This window comes from Rheinheimera gaetbuli (genome assembly GCF_054781935.1).
The window spans coordinates 26723-49335 of record NZ_BAAGTL010000004.1 but is presented as its reverse complement, the minus strand read 5'-3'; the positions used below and the strand labels follow the sequence as shown (position 1 = coordinate 49335).

Genomic DNA, 22613 nt, shown 5'->3' with positions numbered 1-22613 from the left:
GGCCAAAGCATGCGGTTACACTGTGCACGTTTTTTAAACAGGAGTAAAAACATGAACAAACCAGCGGCATCAGAGCATGGCCGCGGCGAGATCCGCGATAATGCGATTAAGGCCTTAGTCACCAGTAAGTTGTTTCAAACCAAGGTGGTAAATGCGAAAAAGGGCAAAGGCTCATACAACCGAAAAGGGCGTAATTCAAAAGATTACGCCCTTGTTGTTTCTGCCACAGTACACTGATAATACCCACTTTTTTACTAACAAACCGCCCTACCTACACGTTATACTGCGGCAAAACAAATAAACGTCGTAAGCATTATGACTGCTGAAGTAAAAATTGAAGATATCATCGAAGGCACCGGCAAAGCGGCCGAGCGCGGCGCGCTGATTACGGCCCATTACCGCGGCTGGTTAGAAGACGGCACCGAGTTTGATTCCTCTTACAAACGCGGCCAGCCGTTTCAAATAGTGCTAAGCAACAACCGCGTCATTCAAGGCTGGATTTTAGGCCTAAAAGGCATGAAAACCGGCGGTAAGCGCAAACTCTGGGTACCGGCAGAACTGGCCTATGGCGAGCGACAGATTGGCAGCGTGATCCCGCCTAACAGTAACCTTATTTTTGAAATTGAACTGCTGGAAGTATTAACGCGGGATGACTAACAGCGCCCACAGGCGCCGTTTTCGTCAATGGTATAGCCAAAAAGCTAGTTGGCCTGCTGGTGCAAAATAATCATTTCTTTAGCTACCAGTGCCGCCGACGGTAAAAACATCGTTGATACTATACGCCGATCAATTACCACATCGTGCTTATCGGCCAGTGTCTCTTTGTTCTGTGCAATAGCGCCATTGTCCCGTAACCTGGTTTCAATCAAAAAAGGTAGCAAGGTACCGTTTTTGGCCCAGGGTTTGTCCAATTCCGTCGAATTGGGAAAACCCGCCACCTTTTTGCCTTGCACTAAATGCTCACCGCCAGACAGCTTAACATTGGCGATACTGGCCGCACCGTGGCCGCCAACACCCACAATGCCACCCGCTTGGTATATGTTGGCAATAATGGCCTGAATGTCGGTGTTTTGTGCTACATCAAACATCACGCCATAGCCACCACCGCTAAAAACGGCCCAATACTGCTCCGGTTTCACCTCTGCGGGTGACAGCGTGTTGTTCGCTTTATCCAAAAAGTTTTCGTACTTGATGGTATAGCTGGCAATGCCCAAAGGTTCACGCATAAAGGGCACTGCGCCGCCTTGTGGCGAGACAAAATCAACCTCATAGCCATGGCTTACAAACACATGGTACGGCGGGGCAAATTCAAACAAATCGTTACGTGCCTCATGCCGTTCAGCATCGCCCATATCGACCCTGTTCGACGCTACAATCAGCACCTTTTTAACCGGCGCTGCCGCAGCTGCTGAATGAGCAGAGAAAACCAACAGTAAGCACAAAAACGCAGTGAACAATCGCATAACCTTTCCCTAGTAAGTAACAACACAACCAGGTTTGTCGCGGTTAAGGTGCAAAAGGTTTAAAAGCTAAGACGACTTTTTCCATCACCATGCAAGCAGTGCCGGTAATTTTGTGGCTGGCAGTGTCGAAGCAAGTGCTTTAGTGAGGCTGGCTCGCCTTGCGCTAGTTTTAAAGTTTCGACAAACCTTCGCAAACAATTTTTATCAAAGAGTCAGCATATTCGTACTCAATGCGAGAGTACTTTGCGATATCTGCTACTAACCTTTCACGTTTTACGGCATCGTCTAAAAGCTTAATGCGAAGGTACCCGAGTGTTAAGGGATGAGTCATAGCTCGCACCTCATCAGCTAGCTTCATGGCACTGGCTTTTATATCTTCGTAATCCTGAGCAGCCATATAACCTTCGTCATGCAACAAGTCATAAACCGATGGGATTTTGCTGTAATGTCTGATTAAGTAATAAATATCTGACGCATCTTTGCCTTGAAACTCCTGCCCACGTTCAGTCCAGGCAATTAATTTGAGTAATAAGATCCCTGCTGGCGAAGCAACCTTTACTCCAAAGCGCGGATCTCCAGTCAGCATGATGTTCCATCCGGTTGCATAAGCCTCAGCGAAACCAAGCACCGTCATCGCAATATCATTAGCAGGAGGCCATAATATTTGCCCTTTCGGGTTACTCACGTTGCCAAATGGAATCAAGTCTACTTCCCAGGGCATACCTGCACTATCATGAGTGCTAAAGCGATGTGCTTTTTGTGGATCTGCGGCAAACCCCGCTTGTTGCAGCGCCTGTTGCAATGTCTGATAGTGCTGCCAGCTTTGTACTTCAATACCAAAGTCAATGTCTCGGGTACCGCGTTCAATGGCGGCACCAAATCCATGCACAAGAATAATATCTCGCGCCGTTGCACCAACAATTAAAATGGGAATATCTAATGCCACCGCTATCTGGTTTATCTGGCTATATACCTCAACGAGCCCAGCAGGGAGTTTATTGGTTAAATCAAGAGAGATAGTCATGATATAGCCTTTGTGCTGTCTCAAGATTGCGTGGATCATTGCTAGCTAATAACTCTGCGTAAACCAGTAACGGGTTTACCATGCCAGGCTTTATGCCACTTAGTTTCTCAATAGCAATAGGAGGTTCCACCATTTCTATGGCGTTGTCCTCACTCTCATTCGGCCTTAACCTTCTTAACCTGAAAGCTTTTAACAAGGCTTTCTGCGCAATCTGGTCGGCATAGAGCAAGTGTTTTTTGGGTTTTAGATAGTGGGTATATGCCTCTGCGGCTACTTCCCCTCCCCACAGCGCATTGTACTGCGCTAAATTGCTGTTTCTGATTAGGCTTAGGTCATCAGCGGTATACAATGCATGCTTTAGCTTAGCTGCCAGATTATGTGGATAAGCGTCCAGCCAACGCGTGAGCATTAGCTCTGTTTCTGCCAACACTTTTCCGCCTTTGCCTTTATCGACGATAAAACCGAGCAGTTTAAGATCATCAAGCACTTGCTTCACAGTGCCCAAGGCTATCTCGGCTTGATTGGCTATAGCCCGCATCGGTTCATTAACCAATTCAGGCTTTAACAAAAGCAACATAACCAACTTCGCACCTTTTGGCTGAAACGCCTTGCCTGTTGACTGGCGGTTTAGTTGTACCTGGTGTTCTGGCATAGGCTTGCGGCCACGAATATCGATATATAATGGTGGGCGGCAAAGATAAACATTACCGGCAAGATCGGCAAAGCTTAGCTGCTTTTCCCGACACAGTTCCGCAAGGTTTTCATTGATGTAAGGTGCAACTAGTACACTTTCACCATTTCCCAGTATTTGGTCTTGAAAAATCAGCTTTGCCAGCACTGGCCGGGTTAGCCGATTTTTAGCCTCCACTTGCCAGCTATATTTGTATTCAGCGCAGTGAACTGTTAGCCAACCATCAACGTCATCACGCCCGAGATTGGCTTCAACCTTCAAATGCGTGTTTCTCTGTAAAAGATCGGCTACCTGAAGCAGTAAATCGTCCATTTGTTCATTTTTACTAGGGGTTCAATAATAATGAACAATAGAACAAATTGAACACGCCAGCAAGCTTAGCGTTCATTTATCTTAATTGTTCATGAAAAATGAACACTGCAAAAAATTGAACGAAAATCAAACAAAAAAGCCTAGAATCGCCGCTGCCAACACAGCACCAGCAGGCACTGGTGCAGTTTTACCATAAAGGCTTTACCAATCTGGTACTTGTTCCACTACCAGCAACCATGCTAGTAATTATGTGGTTGGCAGTGTGGAAACAAACGCTTTGGTAATTTGGAACTGAACTACCCCATACATTTGTTGATTTTTTCAGCGTGAAATTTGGAGACTTAAAAACATGATTAACTGGGCCTATTTCCCTCAATCTAATCAGATTCCGCCACCTCTTAGAACAGTTGTTGACGCCTTTATCGCACATTCACAGGATATCGACTCAGATTTATGCACATTAAGCTCTACTACTGTGCAACGCTTCATCGAACAGTACACATAAATACTTCGGTACAGCTCTTTGCCAAGATTTCCTGTCAGAATCTTGTATCTGTACTTCGGCGTCCAAACGATGTGATACTGGCACCGATAGAAGACGTGTGATGCGGATTCATATCTACTCATGTTATTTACTTCCTCATTTGCTGGTTACAAACGAGCGAAGTATCTAACATGGGGACTCTACGGGCATAGCCCCGACTGAACGATCACCACCTCCATAGGAGGTGGTTTAAGACTGACAATAAAAAAGGCCATCACAGTAAGCTGTTGATGACCTTATTATTTTTAACCTAAATTATTCCACAGTAACACTCTTCGCCAAATTACGTGGCTGGTCTACGTCGGTGCCTTTGATAATGGCGACGTAGTAGCTGAGTAACTGCAGTGGCAGGGTGTAGACGATGGGTGCCAGGATGTCGGCGACGTGCGGTACGTTGATTACCCGCATGGTGGCGTCGGACTGGAAGCGGGCGTCGGCGTCGGCGAATACGTATAGAATACCGCCACGGGCGCGCACTTCTTCGACGTTCGATTGCAGCTTTTCTAACAGCTCGTTATTCGGCGCTACTACAATAATCGGCATTTCAGCGTCAATCAGCGCCAGCGGGCCGTGTTTTAACTCGCCGGCGGCGTAGGCTTCAGCGTGAATGTACGAAATTTCTTTTAGCTTTAACGCACCTTCCATGGCAATCGGGTACTGATCGCCACGGCCTAAAAACAGCGCGTGGTGTTTGTCGGCAAATTCTTCTGCCAGCGCTTCAATTTGTGGCGCCAGCGCCAGGGTTTGCTCTAATTTCGCTGGCAGGCTCTTTAATGCGTCGGTCAGTTCGCGCTGCTGCGCGGCAGTTAAACCGTTGTACTTACCAATGGCCATGGTTAGCATCGCCAAACCAACTAATTGGGTGGTAAAGGCTTTAGTTGACGCCACACCAATTTCGGCGCCGGCGCGGGTCATAAAGGCTAAGTCTGATTCACGCACCAATGACGAGCCGGCCACGTTACAAATGGTTAAGCTGCCTAAGTAGCCGGCGTCTTTCGCCAGACGCAGTGCGGCTAAGGTGTCGGCCGTTTCGCCGGATTGGGAAATACTCACCAGCAGGCTGTTTGGCTGCACAAAGGATTTGCGGTAACGGAACTCGGAGGCAATTTCAACGTTACAGGAAATGCCGCCTAACGACTCTAACCAGTAGCGCGCCACCATGCCGGAGTGGTAGCTGGTGCCACAGGCAACAATTTGCACATGTTTTACTTGTTTGAACAGCTCGGCGGCGCCGTTACCGAAGGTTTCATCCAGCACAGAATCACTGCTTAAACGGCCTTCCAGCGTGTTGTTGATCGCGTGCGGCTGCTCGTAAATTTCTTTCAGCATAAAATGGCGATACTGGCCTTTGTCACCGGCGTCGTAGCTGACGTTAGACTCATGCACTTCGCGTTCAATCGCCACGCCATCTTTATCAAAAATGCTCACGCTGTGGCGGGTAATTTCAGCGACATCGCCTTCTTCTAAGAAGATAAAGCGGCGGGTTACCGGCAATAGCGCCAGCTGATCAGAGGCAATAAAGTTTTCACCAATGCCTAAACCGATTACCAGCGGGCTGCCTGAACGGGCTACCACCACGCGGCTGCTGTCGGTTTTATCCATTAATACCGTACCGTAAGCGCCATGCAGTTGCTTTACGGTTTTTTGTACTGCGGCCAGCAATGAACCAGCGCTTTTCAGTTCTTCTTCGACTAAGTGGGCGATAACTTCGGTGTCGGTGTCAGAGGTGAACACATAGCCTTTAGCTTTTAACGCGTCACGCAGTGGGCTGTGGTTTTCAATAATGCCGTTGTGCACCACGGTAATATTGCTGGATACGTGTGGGTGAGCGTTGCGCTCGCTCGGCTCGCCGTGGGTAGCCCAGCGGGTGTGAGCGATACCGGTGCCGCCAACTACCGGCTGTTCTGCTACTGCATCGCTGAGCTCTTTGACTTTGCCTAAGCGGCGCAAACGCGTCAGTTCGCCGGCTTCGGTTACCACTGCCACACCGGCCGAGTCATAACCGCGGTATTCTAACCGGCGCAGGCCTTCTACCAGAATGTCTACTACATCACGCTGCGCTACTGCGCCAACTATGCCACACATAAGCTCTCTCCAAATAATCCGTTATCAGTATGTATTCATGTCAAAGGCGACCAGGTTATCCGGCAACGCGGATCACCTGCACACCCTGTTGTTCAATTTGTGCCGCATCGGCGGCGGCTAAACCTTCATCGGTAATCAGTACCTTGACCATAGACCAGGGCAGCTCAAGGTTGTGAATTTTGCGCCCGAGCTTGTCAGACTCCAGCATTACGATAACTTCGCGCGCTACTTCCGCCATTACCCGGCTTAAGCTGTATAACTCATTGTAGGTGGTGGTGCCGCGGGCTAAGTCGATGCCGTCGGCACCAATAAACAATTGGTCAAAATCGTAATTGCGTAGCATCTGCTCGGCTAACTGGCCCTGAAATGCTTCGGATTGTGGGTCCCAGGTGCCGCCGGTCATCAGCAGCGTTGGCTCGTTCTCCAGCTCGCGCAGGGTATTGGCAATCGCCAGCGAGTTCGTCATCACCACCAGGCCACGTTTACCAGCCAGCTCAGGCAGTAGCGCCGCAGTGGTGCGGCCGCTGTCGATAATAATGCGGTAATGGTCTTTAATCAGGCCGGCGGCGGCTTTAGCAATCGCCAGCTTTCGCTGTGAAACTTTTTCTAAACTGCTGTCACTGACAAAGTCTTGCGGTACCGGTACGGCACCGCCGTAGCGGCGCAATAACAACCCGGCTTGTTCTAAAACCGTTAAATCTTTACGAATGGTTACTTCCGAGGTATTAAACTGCGCGGCCAACTGCTCCACCGACAGTTCACCTTGTTGCTGCAGCTGGCTGACAATTAAATGCCGGCGTTGTTGAGTATTTCGTTTATTCATAACTTTCGATTAAGTTTCAAAACGAAAGTTATTTTAGCGCTTTTTATTTCTTTTGCAAGTTAAGTGCTACTGTCCGGATAAATATTTAGTGGCAAACAAATAAAGTACTGCAGCCCTAAACCGGGCGGGCTGCTAACTGTAATTTGGCCTTTTAACCGCGCCGTTACCAGATTATAAACTATGTGGCTACCCAGCCCGGTGCCGCCTTGATGTCGTTTAGTGGTAAAAAACGGATCAAACAGCCGCGCCAGATCAGCATCGTTCATGCCACAGCCGTTGTCATAAAACTGCAGTTGCAGTTGCTCTTGGCTTTGGTGCAGCATAATAAAAATTTGCGGCTGCTCTGCCGTATGCAGGCCATGGTGCAGGCTGTTCATAACCAGGTTGGTAATAATTTGCGCTATGGCTCCGGCGTCGGTATGCATAACCAATTTGTCTGGTGTATCCAGTTGCACTTCGCAGCCGAGCTTGCGCAACTGTGGCTGTAATGACAGCAGTACATCACGCAAGTACGCCACCAGCTCTACGTCGCGCACACTGTCACTGGACTGGTCTACCGACACTTGTTTAAAGCTGTTTACCAGATCTGCTGCACGGCGGGTATTACTGTGCAAAATGCGTAAACCGTCAGAAAATTGCTGCAAAAAACGTTCAAACTGGCTTCTCTGGATGCCGCCTTGCTGATAATTATTGTGCAATACCTCAAGTTCGGCGTCCAAATGGCTGGTTGCCGTGACACAAATACCCAGCGGAGTATTAATTTCATGCGCTACACCGGCGACCAGCGCACCCAGTGAGGCCATTTTCTCCTGTGTTACCAATTGCTGCTGTGCCGTTTTCAGCTCAGCATACGAATCCTGTAACGCCTGATGCTGCAGCGCAATTTCTTCGGTGCGAGCCTCCACTTCACGCTCTAACTGCTGGCGATGACAACGCTCATTGTAAAAACGCCAAAAGATCGCGCCGCCCAGTGCAGCTAATGTCAATAGGCCGGACAAACTTAGAAACCACCAGCTACGCCACCAGGGTGGCAAAATGGTGATCAACAAACTTAGCGGTTCCTGCCAGGTGCCGCCCAGATAACGTGCACTAAGTTGAAACTGATAACTTCCGGCTGGAAGCCGGGTATAGGTAGCAACTCGGTTATTGGCGCTAATGCCCAGCCAGTCACGGTCAAAGCCTTGCAAGCGATAGCGGTATTGCAGTTGCTGGGGCTGCAAAAAGTCCGGCGCAGAAAAATGCAGGCTAAACATATCCTGCAGGTGGTTGAAGGTAAGTTGCCTGGTTTGCCCCAAAGGTTGCGGTAACAATTTATCGCTGCCAGGCAGTACCGGCTGATTAAACATACTTAGTTGATATAGCATTAATGCCGGTAGCGGCAGTTCACGAGCAGCCAGTTGCAGCGGATAAATATCGAGCCCCTGACGCCCACCGCGGTATACATTGCCAAATGCCACTGCACTGGAGCCAATCCAGGTTGCTTCTTGCACACCATGACCGGCAGACAGTTGAATAAAGCCCTGATTAGCCTCAGACCAAACAAAACGATACATCAGATTAAACGCTGTGGCCCGTTGCAACTCCGTATCGCTGTCATCAGCATTGCGGTAGGCTTTAAACCCCAGGATACGCTGTGGCTGTGTCGGGTGGCGTAAAACCCGATGATTTACGTTGCCTGCGCGGACAAACAACTGGCCATTTTCTTCCAGCAATGCCTGCACGCCATTGTAAACCGGGCCCAGACCTTCCGGCATAGCCTGATGCCAGTGCTTAATATCGTCTAACCCGGCAGCGATACGCGCTAACCCCTTATCAACTGATCCTAGCCAGATATCACCAAACTGGTCCTCATACAATACGGTTACGACATGAAAAGGCAGAGGATAAGCCGGGTTTTCCGGGTGGAAATGCGCCAGTAATTGCCAGCGGCTGTCCATAACAAAAACACCATCAGTGCGGCTGGCCAGCCAAATGCGTTGACGCGAATCACGAAAAATGGCGCTAATATGTGGTTGGCGCGACACAGGTAGAATAAATGGCTGCCATTGTTGGTCAGACATCAGTCGAAACAGGCCCTGGTCGGTACCAAGCCAAACATCATCGTCCAGTTGCTTTACGACCCGGGCAAGCGACGGTGCTGCGCCCGTTGCAGGCTGAGGCAGCGGCCACTTTAACAGTTCACCGTTTTGCGGGTTGTAACGCGCGACACCAGACTCACGGTTAGCTAACCAAATGCGATCCGGTGCCACAGCGTCAATGCCAAATACATCATTGCTGCCGAGCAAACCATCTCTATCCGCTGCAGCTGGCAACACCTGTACCTGACGGGCAAAGCCGCTTAGCTGGCTAAACCCCGTTTGGCTGACAAACCACATACTGTCGGCTTTATCCTGATACATGGCCAAAATAGCATTTGTTTGTAAGCCAAAGCGAAGTAAAGGCTCATGGCTAAAATGACGCCAAGTCTGCTTTGCGCTCTGATAATGCCAGACGCCGTTGTCATAGGTGCTTAACCATAAATCACCCTGCTTATCAGACAAAATATCCGTTAGCTGGCTATGCTGCAGCAGTGTCGGCATGTCGAAGCTTTGCACACTGCCATCGGCTTGCAACAACCAAAGGCCGGCACCAAAGCTGGCAACAGCTAACTGCCCCGATGGCAACCAACGCAAACGGGTAATATGGTCCAGTGTTAGTGCCGAGTTATGTGTATGCCAGTGCGTTAGCTGCCCGCTATCAAGCTGTACTTTAACTAAACCAGCAATATCATTGCCAGGCCGGCGCTGAGGCGCCTCACCCAGAGCCAGATAAAGGCTGTCGTCATGCACCAACAAATGATTAATATAGCGAAACTCTGCCAGTTGCTCTGGCATAAAAGAAGTAAGTTGTCTGGCGTCTGCGGCTAACGTGGCCACGCCCGCACCATAGCCGGAGACCCAAAGCTGGCCATTGTTGTCCAATGCCAACGCCGTAATTTCACTACTGCCACGTCCCTCAGGCCACGGGTAGCGACGAAACTGTTCAGTAGCCGGGTCAAGCCGGTTTAAACCGCCATAACGGGTGCCAACCCACAGCATACCGCGGTTATCTATTAACAGGCTGGTGATCCAATCGGAGGATAATCGGTTTGGGTTGGTACTGTCTGCCGGATAATGTTGCAGTGTTACACCATCAAAGCGATATAAGCCGTGGTGGGTGCCCAGCCATAAAAACCCCTGATTGTCCTGCACCATGCTGGTAGCAAAAGGCGAGATGGGCTGGCTTTCGGCCAGATGGTTAAAACGGGCGTAGCCGGTTGTTGCCTGCCCGGCACTAACGGGAAAACAGACGTGCAGAATGATAGAAATACAGGCAAAAAACGCCTTCAGGTAATTCATGCACAGTAGCCATACTCAAAATTATTGGTTAAGTATGGCGGCTTTGTTAACAACTGCAAATCATACTACTTATTTAATCCCAGCAGATCTGGTCTGAAAGCTAATCCTGCAATGGCAGTAAAGTGGGATTCTGCAGCAAATACCGCAAGGAGAAATAGGCTCGCTGATGGCAGGGTTTTATGCCGGCAAGCGCCTGAGTAATCTCATGCTGCTTTGCCGCAACCGCGCTGAAGCTGCCGCCATAATCTGGCTGGCGAAAAGACTCAACAATTATGCCAATGCTGCAGCTAAGTTGACCAAGTAACGCCAACCTGCGCTCTGCACTCATTAAACCGGCTCCGCTACCGTCTTGTAACCACAGCACTAGTCCTTGCTGCTGCAGGCTACCCAGCCGTGCTGCAAAGGTTTGGGCATCCAGATTACCGTTGCTAAATGCACTGATGGCAACAGGCTTTTTGCTTGAGCTAGCAAAAGTCAGCAATTGCGCTTTTAACCAGTTTGTATCAGCTTCGGTTTGAAAATCAATATCGTGCAACTCCAGCGGCAAATACCACCCTAACAGCCTGTCTTCCGATATTGGTAAGGACAAAGCAAGTTGTTGCTGCAGCATCTTGCTTCGCGCAAGTTGATGCATCACAAATTGCCGGCGATCTTCGCCCTGCCGAACATAACTAAATTCGTCTTGTGCAGCAAACAAACCCAGCCAGACGGGTTGGGCTGTAGGTACGCCTGCTTGTAAAAATTGAAGCAACGGCGAGTCAGTCGACATAAAGTCATTAGTGCCATATTGGCTCCATTGCACAATAATTGACGACAAACCTCGTTGCAAAAGCTGCTGCTGTACCTGCTGCCATTGCAAAGAGTTTAATTGTGCATCACGCTGTAAAGGCTGATAAAACACGCTGGCAGCACGCTCGTTTTCAGTAGATTGACAGGCTACCAAAACAGATAAAATTGCAGCAACAATGCATGCTCTCGCCGATTTAAATCGCCGGCTAACTGATACTGCCATTCCAGGCTCACCTCAAGACGCTCTCGTTGCAACAATACCGGTACTTCACCTGGCCAAAAACGCCACTGCAAGCCCATACCTGCGGCCAGCTGCTTACCACTTGCCAACACTCCGGCAGATGTTTTCTGTAAACGGTGGTCGTATTGCAGCAAACCATACCACTTAATTGTTTGCGCAGTTGACTCAGTCAATTTCCAGACCCGCCCCTGATCAAAACGAACCTGCGCTAGTTTATTGCCGGTTTCTGGCCACCAAACAGCGTCAAGATAGAGTTTTCGCTCCCACCAGCCAGGTTCCACCGGTCGCCATTCTGCTTGCAACGGCTCAGCATTAAGCGCATCTGCCGTTAAGCGTAAAATACTATGCCATTCTCCCTGTGCCAATGGATACTGCTGCAGCCCCGCACTTAGCCACAAATTTATACTGTCCAGCGGTTTATAACTCACACCAAATTGTTGGCCCCAGGTTTGCCATGGCGAATCATTGCCATTGCTGGCTACAACAGCATACAACGACAAATCCTGCTGTAAAGGGTCAACAAAGTACTCTGCTTTAACGGCAAAACCGTGGCGGCTAAGAGTGGTATCATCTGTAGACAGACGCTCACCGGTAATGGCACCACTGGTAAAAGTCGAACCACCACTGAATTGCCAATGTGATGCCAGTTGCTGCTCTAATCTGATTAAGCTGAATTGCGTAGTGAGGTCGGCGTTGGTTAGGTTTTGTTTTGTTTTGTACAATGCCAGCGCTTCTGCTGTCCATTGCCGGGTTTGCGAAAGCTCAGATAATTGCTGGTTTAAGTAGGCAAGTTGTGCGGCCTGAGTTGCGTTAAATTGATAACCTTCCTCGTGCAGCTTTGTCATAATATCCCGGGCTTTTTCAGGCTCGGTTGCAACTAACGCATAGGCATACTCAAGCTGATAACCCACTTGTTTTGGTTGCCGCTCTGCCGCTTTTTGCAGATTGATAAGCATAAGTGCTGTTTGGTTTTGTTGACGATAAACCGCAGCCTGGATCGCGTATTGCCTTGCCATTTCTGCATCCGTTGTCGACTTCACCTGTTGCAGATAATGGCTGGCCGCTTGCTCCTGCCCCTGTTGCAGCGCCAGTTCAGCCATTGTCAGGACATCGCCGGCCAATAACTGCTCAAATGGTATATTCTGCCATTGCGACAATGCCAGCGAGGGTTGCTGTAATACCTGATACTGGTAAGCAATGTGCTTTAAATAAATGAGATCAGGCTGTAGCTGATGCGCTTGCTGCCAATACTGAATAGCGGAGCCAGGATCAGCATCATTTGCACACAAGGCCAAAGTTTTCCAGCCATTTACATTTCCCGGTACCGGGTTCAGTAACTGGCGCGCCCGCTCACAATCGCCAGCCAGTCGCCACAGCTCAGCTTGGGTTTCAGGAAAAACAGACCAATCATCAAGCCTCTCAAGCACCTTAGGTAAGCTTGTTACGGGCTGCTGTTGTAGTAGGTTTAATAACCGTTCCGGCAATGTTTTTTGTTTGATAGCGGCTGCAGAAAAGGGTAGCGCCTGAACAAGCAGTCGTAAGGCGCGCTCTGGTTGTTGAAGCTCAATATACAGATAACTAAGCCGGTCTAGCAGATATGTATCAGGCATATCCTGATATAACGCCAGCAAGTAGGGTAATTGTAGAGCAGCATCTGGCAAGGCATTTATGCTATTTACCAGCAGACTGTAGTCTTCGGACCGCAATGGTTGGGCAAACTTACGCTGTAAAATGGCTTCGTAGTCTTTTTCAGCTATACGTTTTTGTAACACGATTGCTAATTTTTGCTTTGTTAAAGTCGAGTCATTAAAGCTAACCGCGTCTAATGCATCGGCCGACAGCCAGCGCTCTGCATAAACCAACCACTGTGGTGATGGCTGTATCGGGCAGCGAGAAAACGCCGCTTTAGCATCCTCTGTTGAACCCACCTGCAGATACAAACCCACTTTGTCTTGGCAGTCCAGCGTTAGCTTGTCAATTAGCGCGCTGGCTAAGCTTATATTGCTGCTGTTGATAGCAGCCTGATAGCGCTGTTTTTGCTCTGCCTCTGTCAGCGTCGTGCGCTCGGTTAACCAAAGAAAGCTTTGTTCCGCACCCGTCCAGTCAGACTCTGCCAGTTGCATCTGCACCCGCTGGCGGTAAAGCGCAGCACTCCAGGCTGAATCACTATATTGATTTGCAATCGCAGCCGCCTGTTGGTATTTCTTCTGGCTAAGCAATGCCATGCTGTATCGCTGCCAGTCCCGCTCAGTTAGCTGTTCTTTTGGCACGGCTTCAGTGTCTTTAATAACTTGCTGTGGCAATAAAAGCTGCTGCGCCAGCTCAGCTCGTTGTAACAATAACCCGGAATTTATTTCTACCTGACCAGCGAGTAACTCGAACGCTTTTTGCAGTTGCTGCTCAGCAATAAAGTGTTGTGACAGCGCCAACAGTATCTGCTGCCGCTCTGCTGCTGGTACACTTGGCAGCAGAGATGAAATTGTTTCAAATGGCAGTGGTAGCTGGCTATCTAACTGCGTCTGTACAATGCGCCTTAACTTATCGGGTTTCAGAGCAGAAGGTAGACGCTGGTAGGTGAGCAGGGCCGCTGCGGTATCAGGTATAGCAAGCTGAAAATCTAACAATAGCACAACCAGTGGAGCATGCTCTGGAGCAAACCTCAACGCTTTTTCAAGTTCGGCCACAGCTTGAACATATTGTTGCTGCCGATTTAGGGTAAATGCTTTATCAACAAACGGATAAGTTCGAAACTGCTGCAATTCAGTCAACCCGCTCCGCCAATCTTCTGCAGTTGCTGCCAGACTGAAAACTATCGACATAATAACCAGTAGCCGCATAACTAGGATGCCCCGGCTACTAGCGTTTGCCGATGTTTATGCTCGACGTATAACTGCAGCAATGATTTCTGCCGTTCCTTTTGCAGGGCAAGCGTTTGCGCTAATACCTCTTCCGAAATAAGCTGCTCTTGTACCAAATAGCTACCCAACTTGATATTGCTGTCGTAATCAAAACCAATCATTACCTGGTTGATGACCGCAGGCTCCAGCAATGACGCTTGCAGTAAGGCTTCGCCTAGTAGTAACTGATGTGAGAAATACTGCTGGCGAACAATTGTAGCTTCGGCAGCTGTCAGCTCTCCATCGCTAACCCATTGCTCTAATTGCCGGTCTGGGTTGCATGCCAAATCATACTTATACCAATAACGTAACCCCAGTGTTACCGCGCCAGCCTGACAAATCACATAACGTATCTTATGCTGCAGCGCTCGCTCAATCGCGCCATGAGCCACAGGCGACAAAGCACTTTCTTTTGCCAAAATCAGCACGTTACCTTCAACACCAATGGGTAATACCGCGTACTTAAATGCTAAGCGCTCGGGGAACTGAATAATATATTTTGATTCAAGAGCAAAGGGGTCAATTAAACAGCACTCCACAGAAGCTTGAAGTGCCAAAGCCTCTGCCAATTGCTTCGGTGAAATATAATTTAGTCGTAGCATAGCCTGCCCCAAACGCTCACCACGTCCCCTAAGTTCCAGGGCTGAGCTTAACTGTTCCTCGCTTATAACGGCGTGTTGTTGCAGAATAAAACCTAATGAAGAACCTAAACTACGGTCACTAACTGTTGGATATTGATGTTGTGTTTTGTCCCACGCGACCCGGCGCGGATCACCATGGGCAAGAACTTGACGAATCGCTCTCACGTTCGCAAAGAAATTAATTACATTACCCCACAATTGCCGCGGCACGGATAGTAAAGCCTGTGTGATTCCGTAATAGCGCCGGACAAAAATCATGCGCTGAATCATCCTGTTAAGAAAAAAAACTAAATTAGTTGTTAGCAAGGTGATGATCAGCGGCTCGTTGGAAAACACACTGATAAAATTATAAGAACTGTGGACTACTGCCTGATATAGCCATAGCAGCAACAACTGGATAAATATAATGCTAGCCAAAAAACTAACGAAATAGCTGATAACGCCTTTTCGATCCCGCCAGAGAAAATAATTCAGTTTCCAGTCCGGGCTCCATTTATGTACTTTAAAGCCCTGAAACACGATACCAATTATCCAGCGACTTTTTTGTCGGACAGCAGTATTAAAGGTTTCAGGGAAATATTCTCTGACACAAACTACATTTCCGCCTGTTTTACTGCGACTGCTGTTCTGTTCGGCGAAGGCTGCCAACTTGTTGTTAGTAACAGAAAAACGAACAAAGATTTCTTCCATTCCCCATTGCTTAAGACGAAAGCCAATATCATAGTCTTCTGTTAGCGATTGGACATCAAAAGGAAGTCCATCACCTTCTTCTGACAATTTTAGGATAGCCCGCCGACTAAAACAGGTGCCAACACCGGCGCTGGGTACCTGGCCGACAATGGCTTCGCGCACAACAACATCTTTACCGTGCATTTCTGAAAACTCGTCGAGATAATGACCAGAGGTAAAGTTAAATGCACCGGTAGCAAAAGGGTAAACAGGCAACTGAATCAAATCTTTTCGAGGCAATAAATAATTGAATAACCTTAACTCCATTGCTGAAATAACGTCTTCTGCATCATGTAGAACAAACCCTGCAAACTTCACGTTGGAGCGCTGTTCAAATTCAAGAATAGACGTAATCACATTGTTTAAACAATCAGCTTTGCTGGTTGGCCCGGGTCTGGCGCAGATCACTTTGTGAATATTAGGAAAGCGCTGGCAAACTTCATCAACATCGTGCTGTGTCCCAGGGTCGTTAGGATAGGTACCGACGAAAATCTGGTAGTTTTCATAATCCAGCTCGGAAGCAGCGAGCTCAGCCATCTTGCCAACCACACCTACCTCCTGCCAAGCAGGGATCATTATGGCAAGAGGTTGTTCTTTATAAATGTACAGTTGTTTCTCGTCAAACAACGAGCGTTTACGATATATTGTTAAACCTCGCCACAAATGGCGCAGCCAATAGTAGACATCAATAAAAGCGTCATCTATCGCAAAAAACAATAGCATTACCAGCAATATCAGTGAGATATTTTTCAGTACAAACAGATACACCGCAGTGATATCAATCAGGCTCATGCTAAAAACACACTTATAAAATAAAACAAAAACTGACAATCTGTTACCAGATTGCCAGTTTGCTAAAAAATGCTGTTGTTATTGGCGGATGTTTCGACGACGCAATATCAGTGCAATACCTAAAGCCATCAACCAGGCTGTTGGCGGAACCGGCACAGATGACGCCGTATTAGATGGGGAAGAAATGTGATCACGTACTAATAGAGATGTAACGTTTAACTCACTCATTTGTAATATGTTTTCTGCAAGCCACAATGGTGAGTTTGCATCAGTAAAATATCCGCTTTGGCACAGTAACGAGTAACTTGCGCATGCTACTCCTGGGATATCCCACGCAAAATCAGACATCCAAACATATTGCATACCAGTGGGTGACTTAGTGCCAAACTGCCAGTACGTATAACCTTCAAAATCATAGCCTTTTTGCTCAGTATATGCTTGCCCAGTACCATTTAACAAAAAGAATAATGCTGAACCAGTTTTTTGAGCTGTCGACCAGCCATCTGCCATGGGGTCTGAATCAAACCAGTTATGAATTGCAAAAAATTCATCTACTGTTGCCCAGCGCCAACCATCTGAATTGTTGTCGATAAATGCATTTACATCAGCCAGGCTTGTCTGTTTTGACGAACCGAGGGTATCACTCCAGGACAAACGTGCAATATCCAAATTCATATCAAGCAAGGACCAATAAATACTGTTTTGCTCGTCATCCAAATAGTTTTTGCCATGAATAAGAGCAGCCTGAGCCGGTTGAGTGGCAATTAGGCTGAATAAAACAAACAAAAAAAGAATTCCATTCTTAAACATAACAACTCCGTCACAAGATAAACAACAATTAAACATTTCAATGTAAATCAATACTTTAGCTATATAATACCCGTTCGATGAACAAAAAAGAATCAGCACCATCGAATTAGTTTGCAGTTTTTTACAACAGGAGCATTGCAATTGAGAACCATTCGCATTATATTCTAAACCAATGCGATGGAGCGCATGTCGTTACGGCCCCGGATGGGCTTCTCTGGTCGTTGTTTTACTTGTCTTGCACATTAAGGGGTGGGTTTTGCCACCCCTTCTTTTTATTGGATGGTACTATGTTATCTCGCTGGCAAAGTGTGCTGGAGCAGCTTTATGTGCTGCTGTTGTTGCTCTGTCCGATATACAGTTTTTATCAGTTTCCTGCCGATCTCAACGACACAATACTACTTTATAGCGTGCTGCTGTTTTGCACTATTGCCAGCATACGGTTAAAACCTGCCTGCCCCACAGTTGCCGCATTGCATGGCGGCGCCTGGCTTGAGCAATATATGGCGCTGGCTCTGTTATTAACGCTACTGTGCTGGTTTTATTTACCGCTTGCACCTTACGCACATACGGCAACGGCGCTGCTGTGGCTGACATGCCAGCTGGCGCTACCCGGCCTGCTACTGCGCATGCTGCTGGTTTGGCGCCATCAGCACAATAACGCCAACCCGACAGCAGCGCAGCACTGGCTTATTGGCTACGCCAGCCAGTCGGGTATGGCACTGCAATTGGCCAATCATAGCGCATTACAGCTAAAACAAGCGGGCATCCGCGTAACACTGGCCGAGCTAAACCAGTTAACCCAGCAACAACTACAGCAGTATCAAAAAGCGTTATTTGTTGTTAGCACCTATGGCGAGGGCGAGCCACCAGACAATGCCAATCAGTTTTATCAACTGGCGCAACAATGGCAGCACAATTTGCAACAACTAGAATATGCGGTCCTGGCGCTGGGTGATCGCAGTTATCAACAGTTTTGTGCCTTTGGCCACTGGCTACATGGCTGGCTGGCGCACAACCAGGCTAAAGCAATACAACCGCTGCTGGAGCTGGACAGTGCCCAACGGCAAAGCCCGGCGCTTAGCCACTGGCAACAATTATTAGCACAGATCAGTGCTGATAATAGCCTCGCCGCTGCCATGCCGGTTACCAGCCCCCCATGGCAGCACGTGCAGTTACTCAGCCGCTATGTGGCTAACCCCGGCAGCAGCGGTGCCGCTTGCTATATCGTAAAATTACAACCGCCAGAACACGGCTTCTGGCAGGCGGGCGATCTGGTAGATATTCAGCCGGAGAACAGCAAATGTAATGTCGCACTGTGGCTGACAAAGCAGCAGATTAATGGTTGTCAAAGTGTTAGTTACCGTAACCGGCATGTACCACTATGCTGGGCACTGGCAGAACTACAGCTGGATAAAATACACCCACCCGCTACCGGTGAAGCATTGGCTGACTGGCTCACACGACAGCCGTTATTGCCAGTGCGCACCTACTCTATTGCCTCAATACCAGAAGAGGGCCAACTGATGTTGTTGGTACGTCAGGTACAACAGCCTAACGGCAGCCTGGGTGTTGGTTCTGGCTGGCTTACTGCGTGGGCGAACGAGCAACAGCCTGTGCAGCTGCGTTTACGTAGCCACAGCAGTTTTCAGCTGCCGGATGATGACCGGCCGGTTATTTTTATTGCTAACGGCACTGGCATTGCAGGCATCCGCGCCTTACTGGCGCAGCGGGTAAAACGTGGCCATGACCGTAACTGGCTGCTATTTGGTGAGCGTAAGCAGCAGTTTGACAGTTTTTTTGCCCGCGATCTGCAGCTTTGGCAGCAACAGGGCTTTATTCGCCATTGCGATTTAGCATTTTCGCAAGATCAGCCAGAAAAGCGCTATGTACAACACCTACTGGCAGAGCAACAAGCCCGCTTACTAGAGTGGCTAGCGCAAGGTGCAGCAATTTATGTCTGTGGCAGCCTGCACGGTATGGGCGATAGCGTACACAAGGTGTTGCTGCAGGCTGTAGGTGCAGCCGGTTTAGATCAGCTGCAACAACAAGGCCGTTACCGCCGCGACCTATATTAATTTTTGCCCGGCATAAAACTGATACGGCCGTTTTGCACCGCCATGTTTAATGGCACTGCGGTTAGCAGTTTTATGGTCGGATTAGTGGTGTCCAGTTTGTACACCGGATTACTCGCAAGGTAACCATTAATAAGCTGTAATAACTCATTGTTAACCGCCGCCAAGTTGCCACGATAACCAGCAGCTTCAATGCTGGAGTTGAGCAGCTTAACTGAGCGCAGGTAAATCGCTTTTTGCTCACCGTCATAGTACGGCACGCCTTCAACCTGCAGTTGCAAACTTGCAGGGTAACTTAAGCCAAACAGCGACAAAGCAGCGCTGGCGGCGGTATTTAGCCGCACAACGTCAGAGTTATCCGGGCCAATTTGCACTTGCATCGTTTCAACCTGCATTTTTAGCGGTATACCGGCGACATTGGCCTGTCGCGTTAGCTTGGGGATTTGCTGGCGCAGTAGTTGCTCAACATCGGTTTCGCTTACACTGTAGGCCGACATTTGCTGCAACTGGCTGCAGGCGGCAACAAGTACTGCAAACACTAACACAATGATCTTTTGCATATTTTTTATACCTTTAGGAAATATTGTTGCCTGCCGCTGTGGCAAATTATGCGGTGATTTACGTTAACATCACACTCTAGCTGCGGCCAACTGACTTTTTGCTGAACCAAATGTGCTCCACGTGAAACAACGCAGACCAGCCAAGCGCAGCCAGTTTAACCAAGTTATGATATGCTCAGCCGCGTTTATCCGGGGTTTAACTATATATAACAAGAGAAATATTATGGCTTTAATTATTAAACTTATCGCCGGCATTGTGCTGGGCATGTTGTGCGGCCTGTACGCACCACATTGGCTGACTCAACTATTGTTAACTTTTAAAGCGCTGTTTGGTCAGCTGCTGTTTTTTATTATTCCTCTGCTTATTTTATTTTTTATCACTAGTGGTATCGCGGCTTTACCGCGTAACTCAGGTAAGTTACTGGGCCGCACCCTAAGCATCGCGTATCTATCGACTATTGCTGCCGGCGTGCTGGCTTTCATTATTGCCAGTATCGTAGTACCCATGCTAACCACCGCTTCCGCAGCAAGTGCAACAGCCAGCGGCGTTAATCTTACGCCTTTTGTCGAAATGAATATCCCGCCGGTGTTTAGTGTTATGACAGCCCTGACGCTGGCCTTTGTGTTTGGCTTAGGCATTGCGGCTACGCAGGCGCAGCAGCTAAAACAGCTTTCAGATCAAGGCCGAGATATTATTCAACTAGTGCTGAGTAAAGTGATTATCCCCCTGTTGCCAGTTTATATCGCTGGGGTATTCGCCCAAATGGCGGCTGCAGGTACTGTGTTTGGCACGTTAAAAACCTTTGGTGTGGTGCTGATCCTGGCCATAGCGCTGCATTGGAGCTGGATAATCACGCTGTATGTTATTGCCGGTATTAAAGCCGGTCGCTCACCCTTTGCATTAATTAAAAACATGCTGCCCGCTTATTTTACCGCACTGGGTACCATGTCGAGCGCCGCTACCATTCCGGTATCGCTGCAGGCCACCAAAGCCAATGGTGTAAAACCGCATGTCGCCGATTTTACCGTGCCACTGTGCGCTACCATTCATTTATCCGGCTCTACCATTACTATCGTTAGCTGCGCAGTGGCGGTAATGGCGATGCAAAATGGTCTGGAAATTCCGTCGTTGCTTACTATGTTGCCATTTATTTTAATGCTGGGCGTAGTAATGCTGGCCGCCCCCGGCGTACCAGGCGGTGCAGTAATGTCAGCGGTTGGCCTGTTAGGCTCAATGCTGGGTTTTGGCGAGGCTGCGGTAGCGCTAATGATAGCGCTGTATATGGCACAAGATAGCTTTGGTACCGCCTGTAATGTGACAGGTGATGGTGCTATTGCCGTGTTGGTAGACAAAGCGGAATAAGCTGAGCTGGCGAGTAGAAAGTCGCGCGCTGCGCGCGATTTCGCGCATAACCGGCAAGCATAAAACTATAACTTATTGTTTTAATTAAAAATAAAGTATGGCACGATATTTCCATAACAGAATTCAATTACACTTACGGATACTGTTATGGACATTAGCTTACCGCAACAAAAACCTTACCTGCGCTACCTGCTATTCGCGGCCGGCTTTGCTCTGCTAAGTGGAATAATTTATCAATTATCACGACCTCTAGTACCCGCCATATCGCTGGCGCAATACCCGCTAACCGCAGTACAGCAAGGCGAGTTGACTTTATACAGCGATGCGCTGGGCGAACTGATTGCCCGCCATCAACGCTTACTCACCGCGCCGGCAGCCGGTGTCGTCACTGAAATTTTTTATCACCCAGGCAGTGAAGTGCAAGCTGACACGGTTATTTTGCGGCTGGAAAACCCAGAGTTAGATTTAAAAGTGATCGCCGCAGACAACGCGCAGCAAAAAATGCAAGCCGAGCTAACCGCGTTCGATTCGCAGCAGATCAGCCAACTACTGGAGCAACAAAGCCGGCTGGCAGAAATGGAAAACCAGTTACAGCAAGCTGAGCTCGAGCTGAAGGTCAATCAGGAATTAGCCGCCAATGGCATTGCAGCTCGTATTGAGCTGCAACGTGCTGAATTAAAAGTAACGCAGCAACGACAAAAACTGCAATTTGAACAACAGCGCTATGCCCAGTTTGCCCGCCAGCAGCAGGCAGAAAAAGCGCATAAAAACCTGCAATTGGCCCAACTGCAAAACGAATATAAGCTGTTGTTACAGCAGCAAAACAATATGCAACTGACAGCAGGCTTTAATGGCTATATTCAGCAGTTAGAGGTAGAGCTGGGCCAGAGCATTAGCAGTGGCCAGGCACTGGCACGGGTGGGTAGCCAGCATCAGCTTAGCGCACGCATTTTACTAAACCAGCGCCATACCGAGCTGATCCAGATTGGCAGCCCGGTTGTTATAAACACCCGTAACGGCCAGATAGAGGGCCAAATAAGCCGGATAGAAGCGCTGGTACAAAATGGTACTGTCGCTGCCGAAGTTGCCTTACCAGATCAGTTACCGCCCGGCAGCCGGCCCGCCCAGCACATTAGTGCCAAAGTATTGCTACAACAGCAGCGCAACGCCCTATATATACAACAAACACCCGGGCTTAGGCCCAATAGCACGCAAACGCTGTTTGTCCAGACTGGCGCTGGTAAAGCAGAGCCACGGCTAGTGCAATTTGGCGAGTTGTCTGACCGCCAGCTACTCATTGAATCTGGCGTACAAGCCAATGACCAGTTACTGGCTTATGACAAGCCAGACTGGCAACAACACCCTTATCTGACCCTGCAATAAGCCTATCAGGAGCTAAC

General features: G+C 48.6%; 16 protein-coding genes and 1 pseudogene. 5 read left to right on the top strand and 12 right to left on the bottom strand.

Translation table 11 applies throughout. The features are described 5' to 3' along the window. Positions 1 to 51 precede the first annotated feature (51 nt). Both ACYVIC_RS04435 and ACYVIC_RS04430 read left to right on the top strand, forming a co-directional pair. Positions 52 to 237 carry a ribosome alternative rescue factor ArfA gene (locus ACYVIC_RS04435; protein ID WP_460857644.1) on the top strand — a complete coding sequence of 62 codons (186 nt, stop codon included), beginning with the start codon at positions 52 to 54 and terminating at the stop codon, positions 235 to 237. Between the two features lie 78 nt (positions 238 to 315). Beyond that, on the top strand, positions 316 to 657 hold the full coding sequence (locus ACYVIC_RS04430; protein WP_460857643.1) for an FKBP-type peptidyl-prolyl cis-trans isomerase: 342 nt from the start codon (positions 316 to 318) through the stop codon (positions 655 to 657). A gap of 44 nt (positions 658 to 701) precedes the next feature. Here ACYVIC_RS04430 and ACYVIC_RS04425 read toward each other — a convergent pair whose 3' ends face one another. The 11 genes and pseudogenes from ACYVIC_RS04425 to ACYVIC_RS04375 all read right to left on the bottom strand — a co-directional run bounded on the left by ACYVIC_RS04425 (position 702) and on the right by ACYVIC_RS04375 (position 17218). After that, entirely contained in the window at positions 702 to 1463 is a 762-nt protein-coding gene (locus tag ACYVIC_RS04425) for a type 1 glutamine amidotransferase domain-containing protein (RefSeq protein ID WP_460857641.1), read from the bottom strand. A 169-nt stretch (positions 1464 to 1632) separates the two neighbouring features. Beyond that, the gene (locus ACYVIC_RS04420) at positions 1633 to 2487 is read right to left on the bottom strand and encodes a nucleotidyl transferase AbiEii/AbiGii toxin family protein (protein WP_460857639.1); all 855 of its coding nucleotides are present in this window, start codon (positions 2485 to 2487) and stop codon (positions 1633 to 1635) included. Further along, complete coding sequence (locus ACYVIC_RS04415; protein ID WP_460857637.1) at positions 2471 to 3490, bottom strand: type IV toxin-antitoxin system AbiEi family antitoxin; 1020 nt, start codon at positions 3488 to 3490, stop codon at positions 2471 to 2473. The genes ACYVIC_RS04420 and ACYVIC_RS04415 overlap by 17 nt, the downstream gene beginning before the upstream one ends. A 456-nt stretch (positions 3491 to 3946) precedes the next feature. Beyond that, positions 3947 to 4117 (bottom strand): annotated as a pseudogene (locus ACYVIC_RS04410) (transposase); the annotation flags it as partial. Between the two features lie 172 nt (positions 4118 to 4289). Further along, complete coding sequence (gene glmS / locus ACYVIC_RS04405) at positions 4290 to 6119, bottom strand: glutamine--fructose-6-phosphate transaminase (isomerizing) (protein WP_460857635.1); 1830 nt, start codon at positions 6117 to 6119, stop codon at positions 4290 to 4292. 55 nt (positions 6120 to 6174) lie between these two features. After that, positions 6175 to 6942 carry a DeoR/GlpR family DNA-binding transcription regulator gene (locus ACYVIC_RS04400; protein ID WP_460857633.1) on the bottom strand — a complete coding sequence of 256 codons (768 nt, stop codon included), beginning with the start codon at positions 6940 to 6942 and terminating at the stop codon, positions 6175 to 6177. A 59-nt stretch (positions 6943 to 7001) separates the two neighbouring features. Beyond that, on the bottom strand, positions 7002 to 10319 hold the full coding sequence (locus ACYVIC_RS04395) for a sensor histidine kinase (RefSeq protein ID WP_460857631.1): 3318 nt from the start codon (positions 10317 to 10319) through the stop codon (positions 7002 to 7004). Positions 10320 to 10419: 100 nt separating this feature from the next. Then, a complete protein-coding gene (locus ACYVIC_RS04390) occupies positions 10420 to 11262 on the bottom strand; it encodes a DUF4434 domain-containing protein (protein WP_460857629.1) in 843 nt (280 codons plus the stop codon). Further along, entirely contained in the window at positions 11256 to 14186 is a 2931-nt protein-coding gene (locus ACYVIC_RS04385; RefSeq protein WP_460857627.1) for an NfrA family protein, read from the bottom strand. Before ACYVIC_RS04385 ends, ACYVIC_RS04390 begins: the two co-directional genes overlap by 7 nt. Before the next feature lie 2 nt (positions 14187 to 14188). Then, positions 14189 to 16408, bottom strand: a complete 2220-nt coding sequence (locus tag ACYVIC_RS04380) for a glycosyl transferase family protein (protein ID WP_460857625.1) — start codon at positions 16406 to 16408, stop codon at positions 14189 to 14191. A 78-nt stretch (positions 16409 to 16486) separates the two neighbouring features. Next, positions 16487 to 17218 carry a hypothetical protein gene (locus tag ACYVIC_RS04375; RefSeq protein ID WP_460857623.1) on the bottom strand — a complete coding sequence of 244 codons (732 nt, stop codon included), beginning with the start codon at positions 17216 to 17218 and terminating at the stop codon, positions 16487 to 16489. Between the two features lie 287 nt (positions 17219 to 17505). Between ACYVIC_RS04375 and ACYVIC_RS04370 the strand changes: the two genes are divergently transcribed. After that, positions 17506 to 19293, top strand: a complete 1788-nt coding sequence (locus ACYVIC_RS04370; RefSeq protein WP_460857622.1) for a sulfite reductase subunit alpha — start codon at positions 17506 to 17508, stop codon at positions 19291 to 19293. Here the strand turns inward: ACYVIC_RS04370 and ACYVIC_RS04365 are convergent. Next, positions 19290 to 19850, bottom strand: coding sequence for a DUF1439 domain-containing protein (locus tag ACYVIC_RS04365; protein ID WP_460857620.1), 561 nt, complete (start codon positions 19848 to 19850; stop codon positions 19290 to 19292). The genes ACYVIC_RS04370 and ACYVIC_RS04365 overlap by 4 nt on opposite strands. A gap of 223 nt (positions 19851 to 20073) precedes the next feature. On the opposite strand from ACYVIC_RS04365, the gene ACYVIC_RS04360 reads away from it, so the two are divergent. Together ACYVIC_RS04360 and ACYVIC_RS04355 are read left to right on the top strand one after the other, a co-directional pair. Continuing rightward, on the top strand, positions 20074 to 21213 hold the full coding sequence (locus tag ACYVIC_RS04360) for a dicarboxylate/amino acid:cation symporter (protein WP_460857619.1): 1140 nt from the start codon (positions 20074 to 20076) through the stop codon (positions 21211 to 21213). A 147-nt stretch (positions 21214 to 21360) separates the two neighbouring features. Then, positions 21361 to 22596, top strand: coding sequence for an efflux RND transporter periplasmic adaptor subunit (locus ACYVIC_RS04355; RefSeq protein WP_460857617.1), 1236 nt, complete (start codon positions 21361 to 21363; stop codon positions 22594 to 22596). Positions 22597 to 22613: the final 17 nt, after the last annotated feature.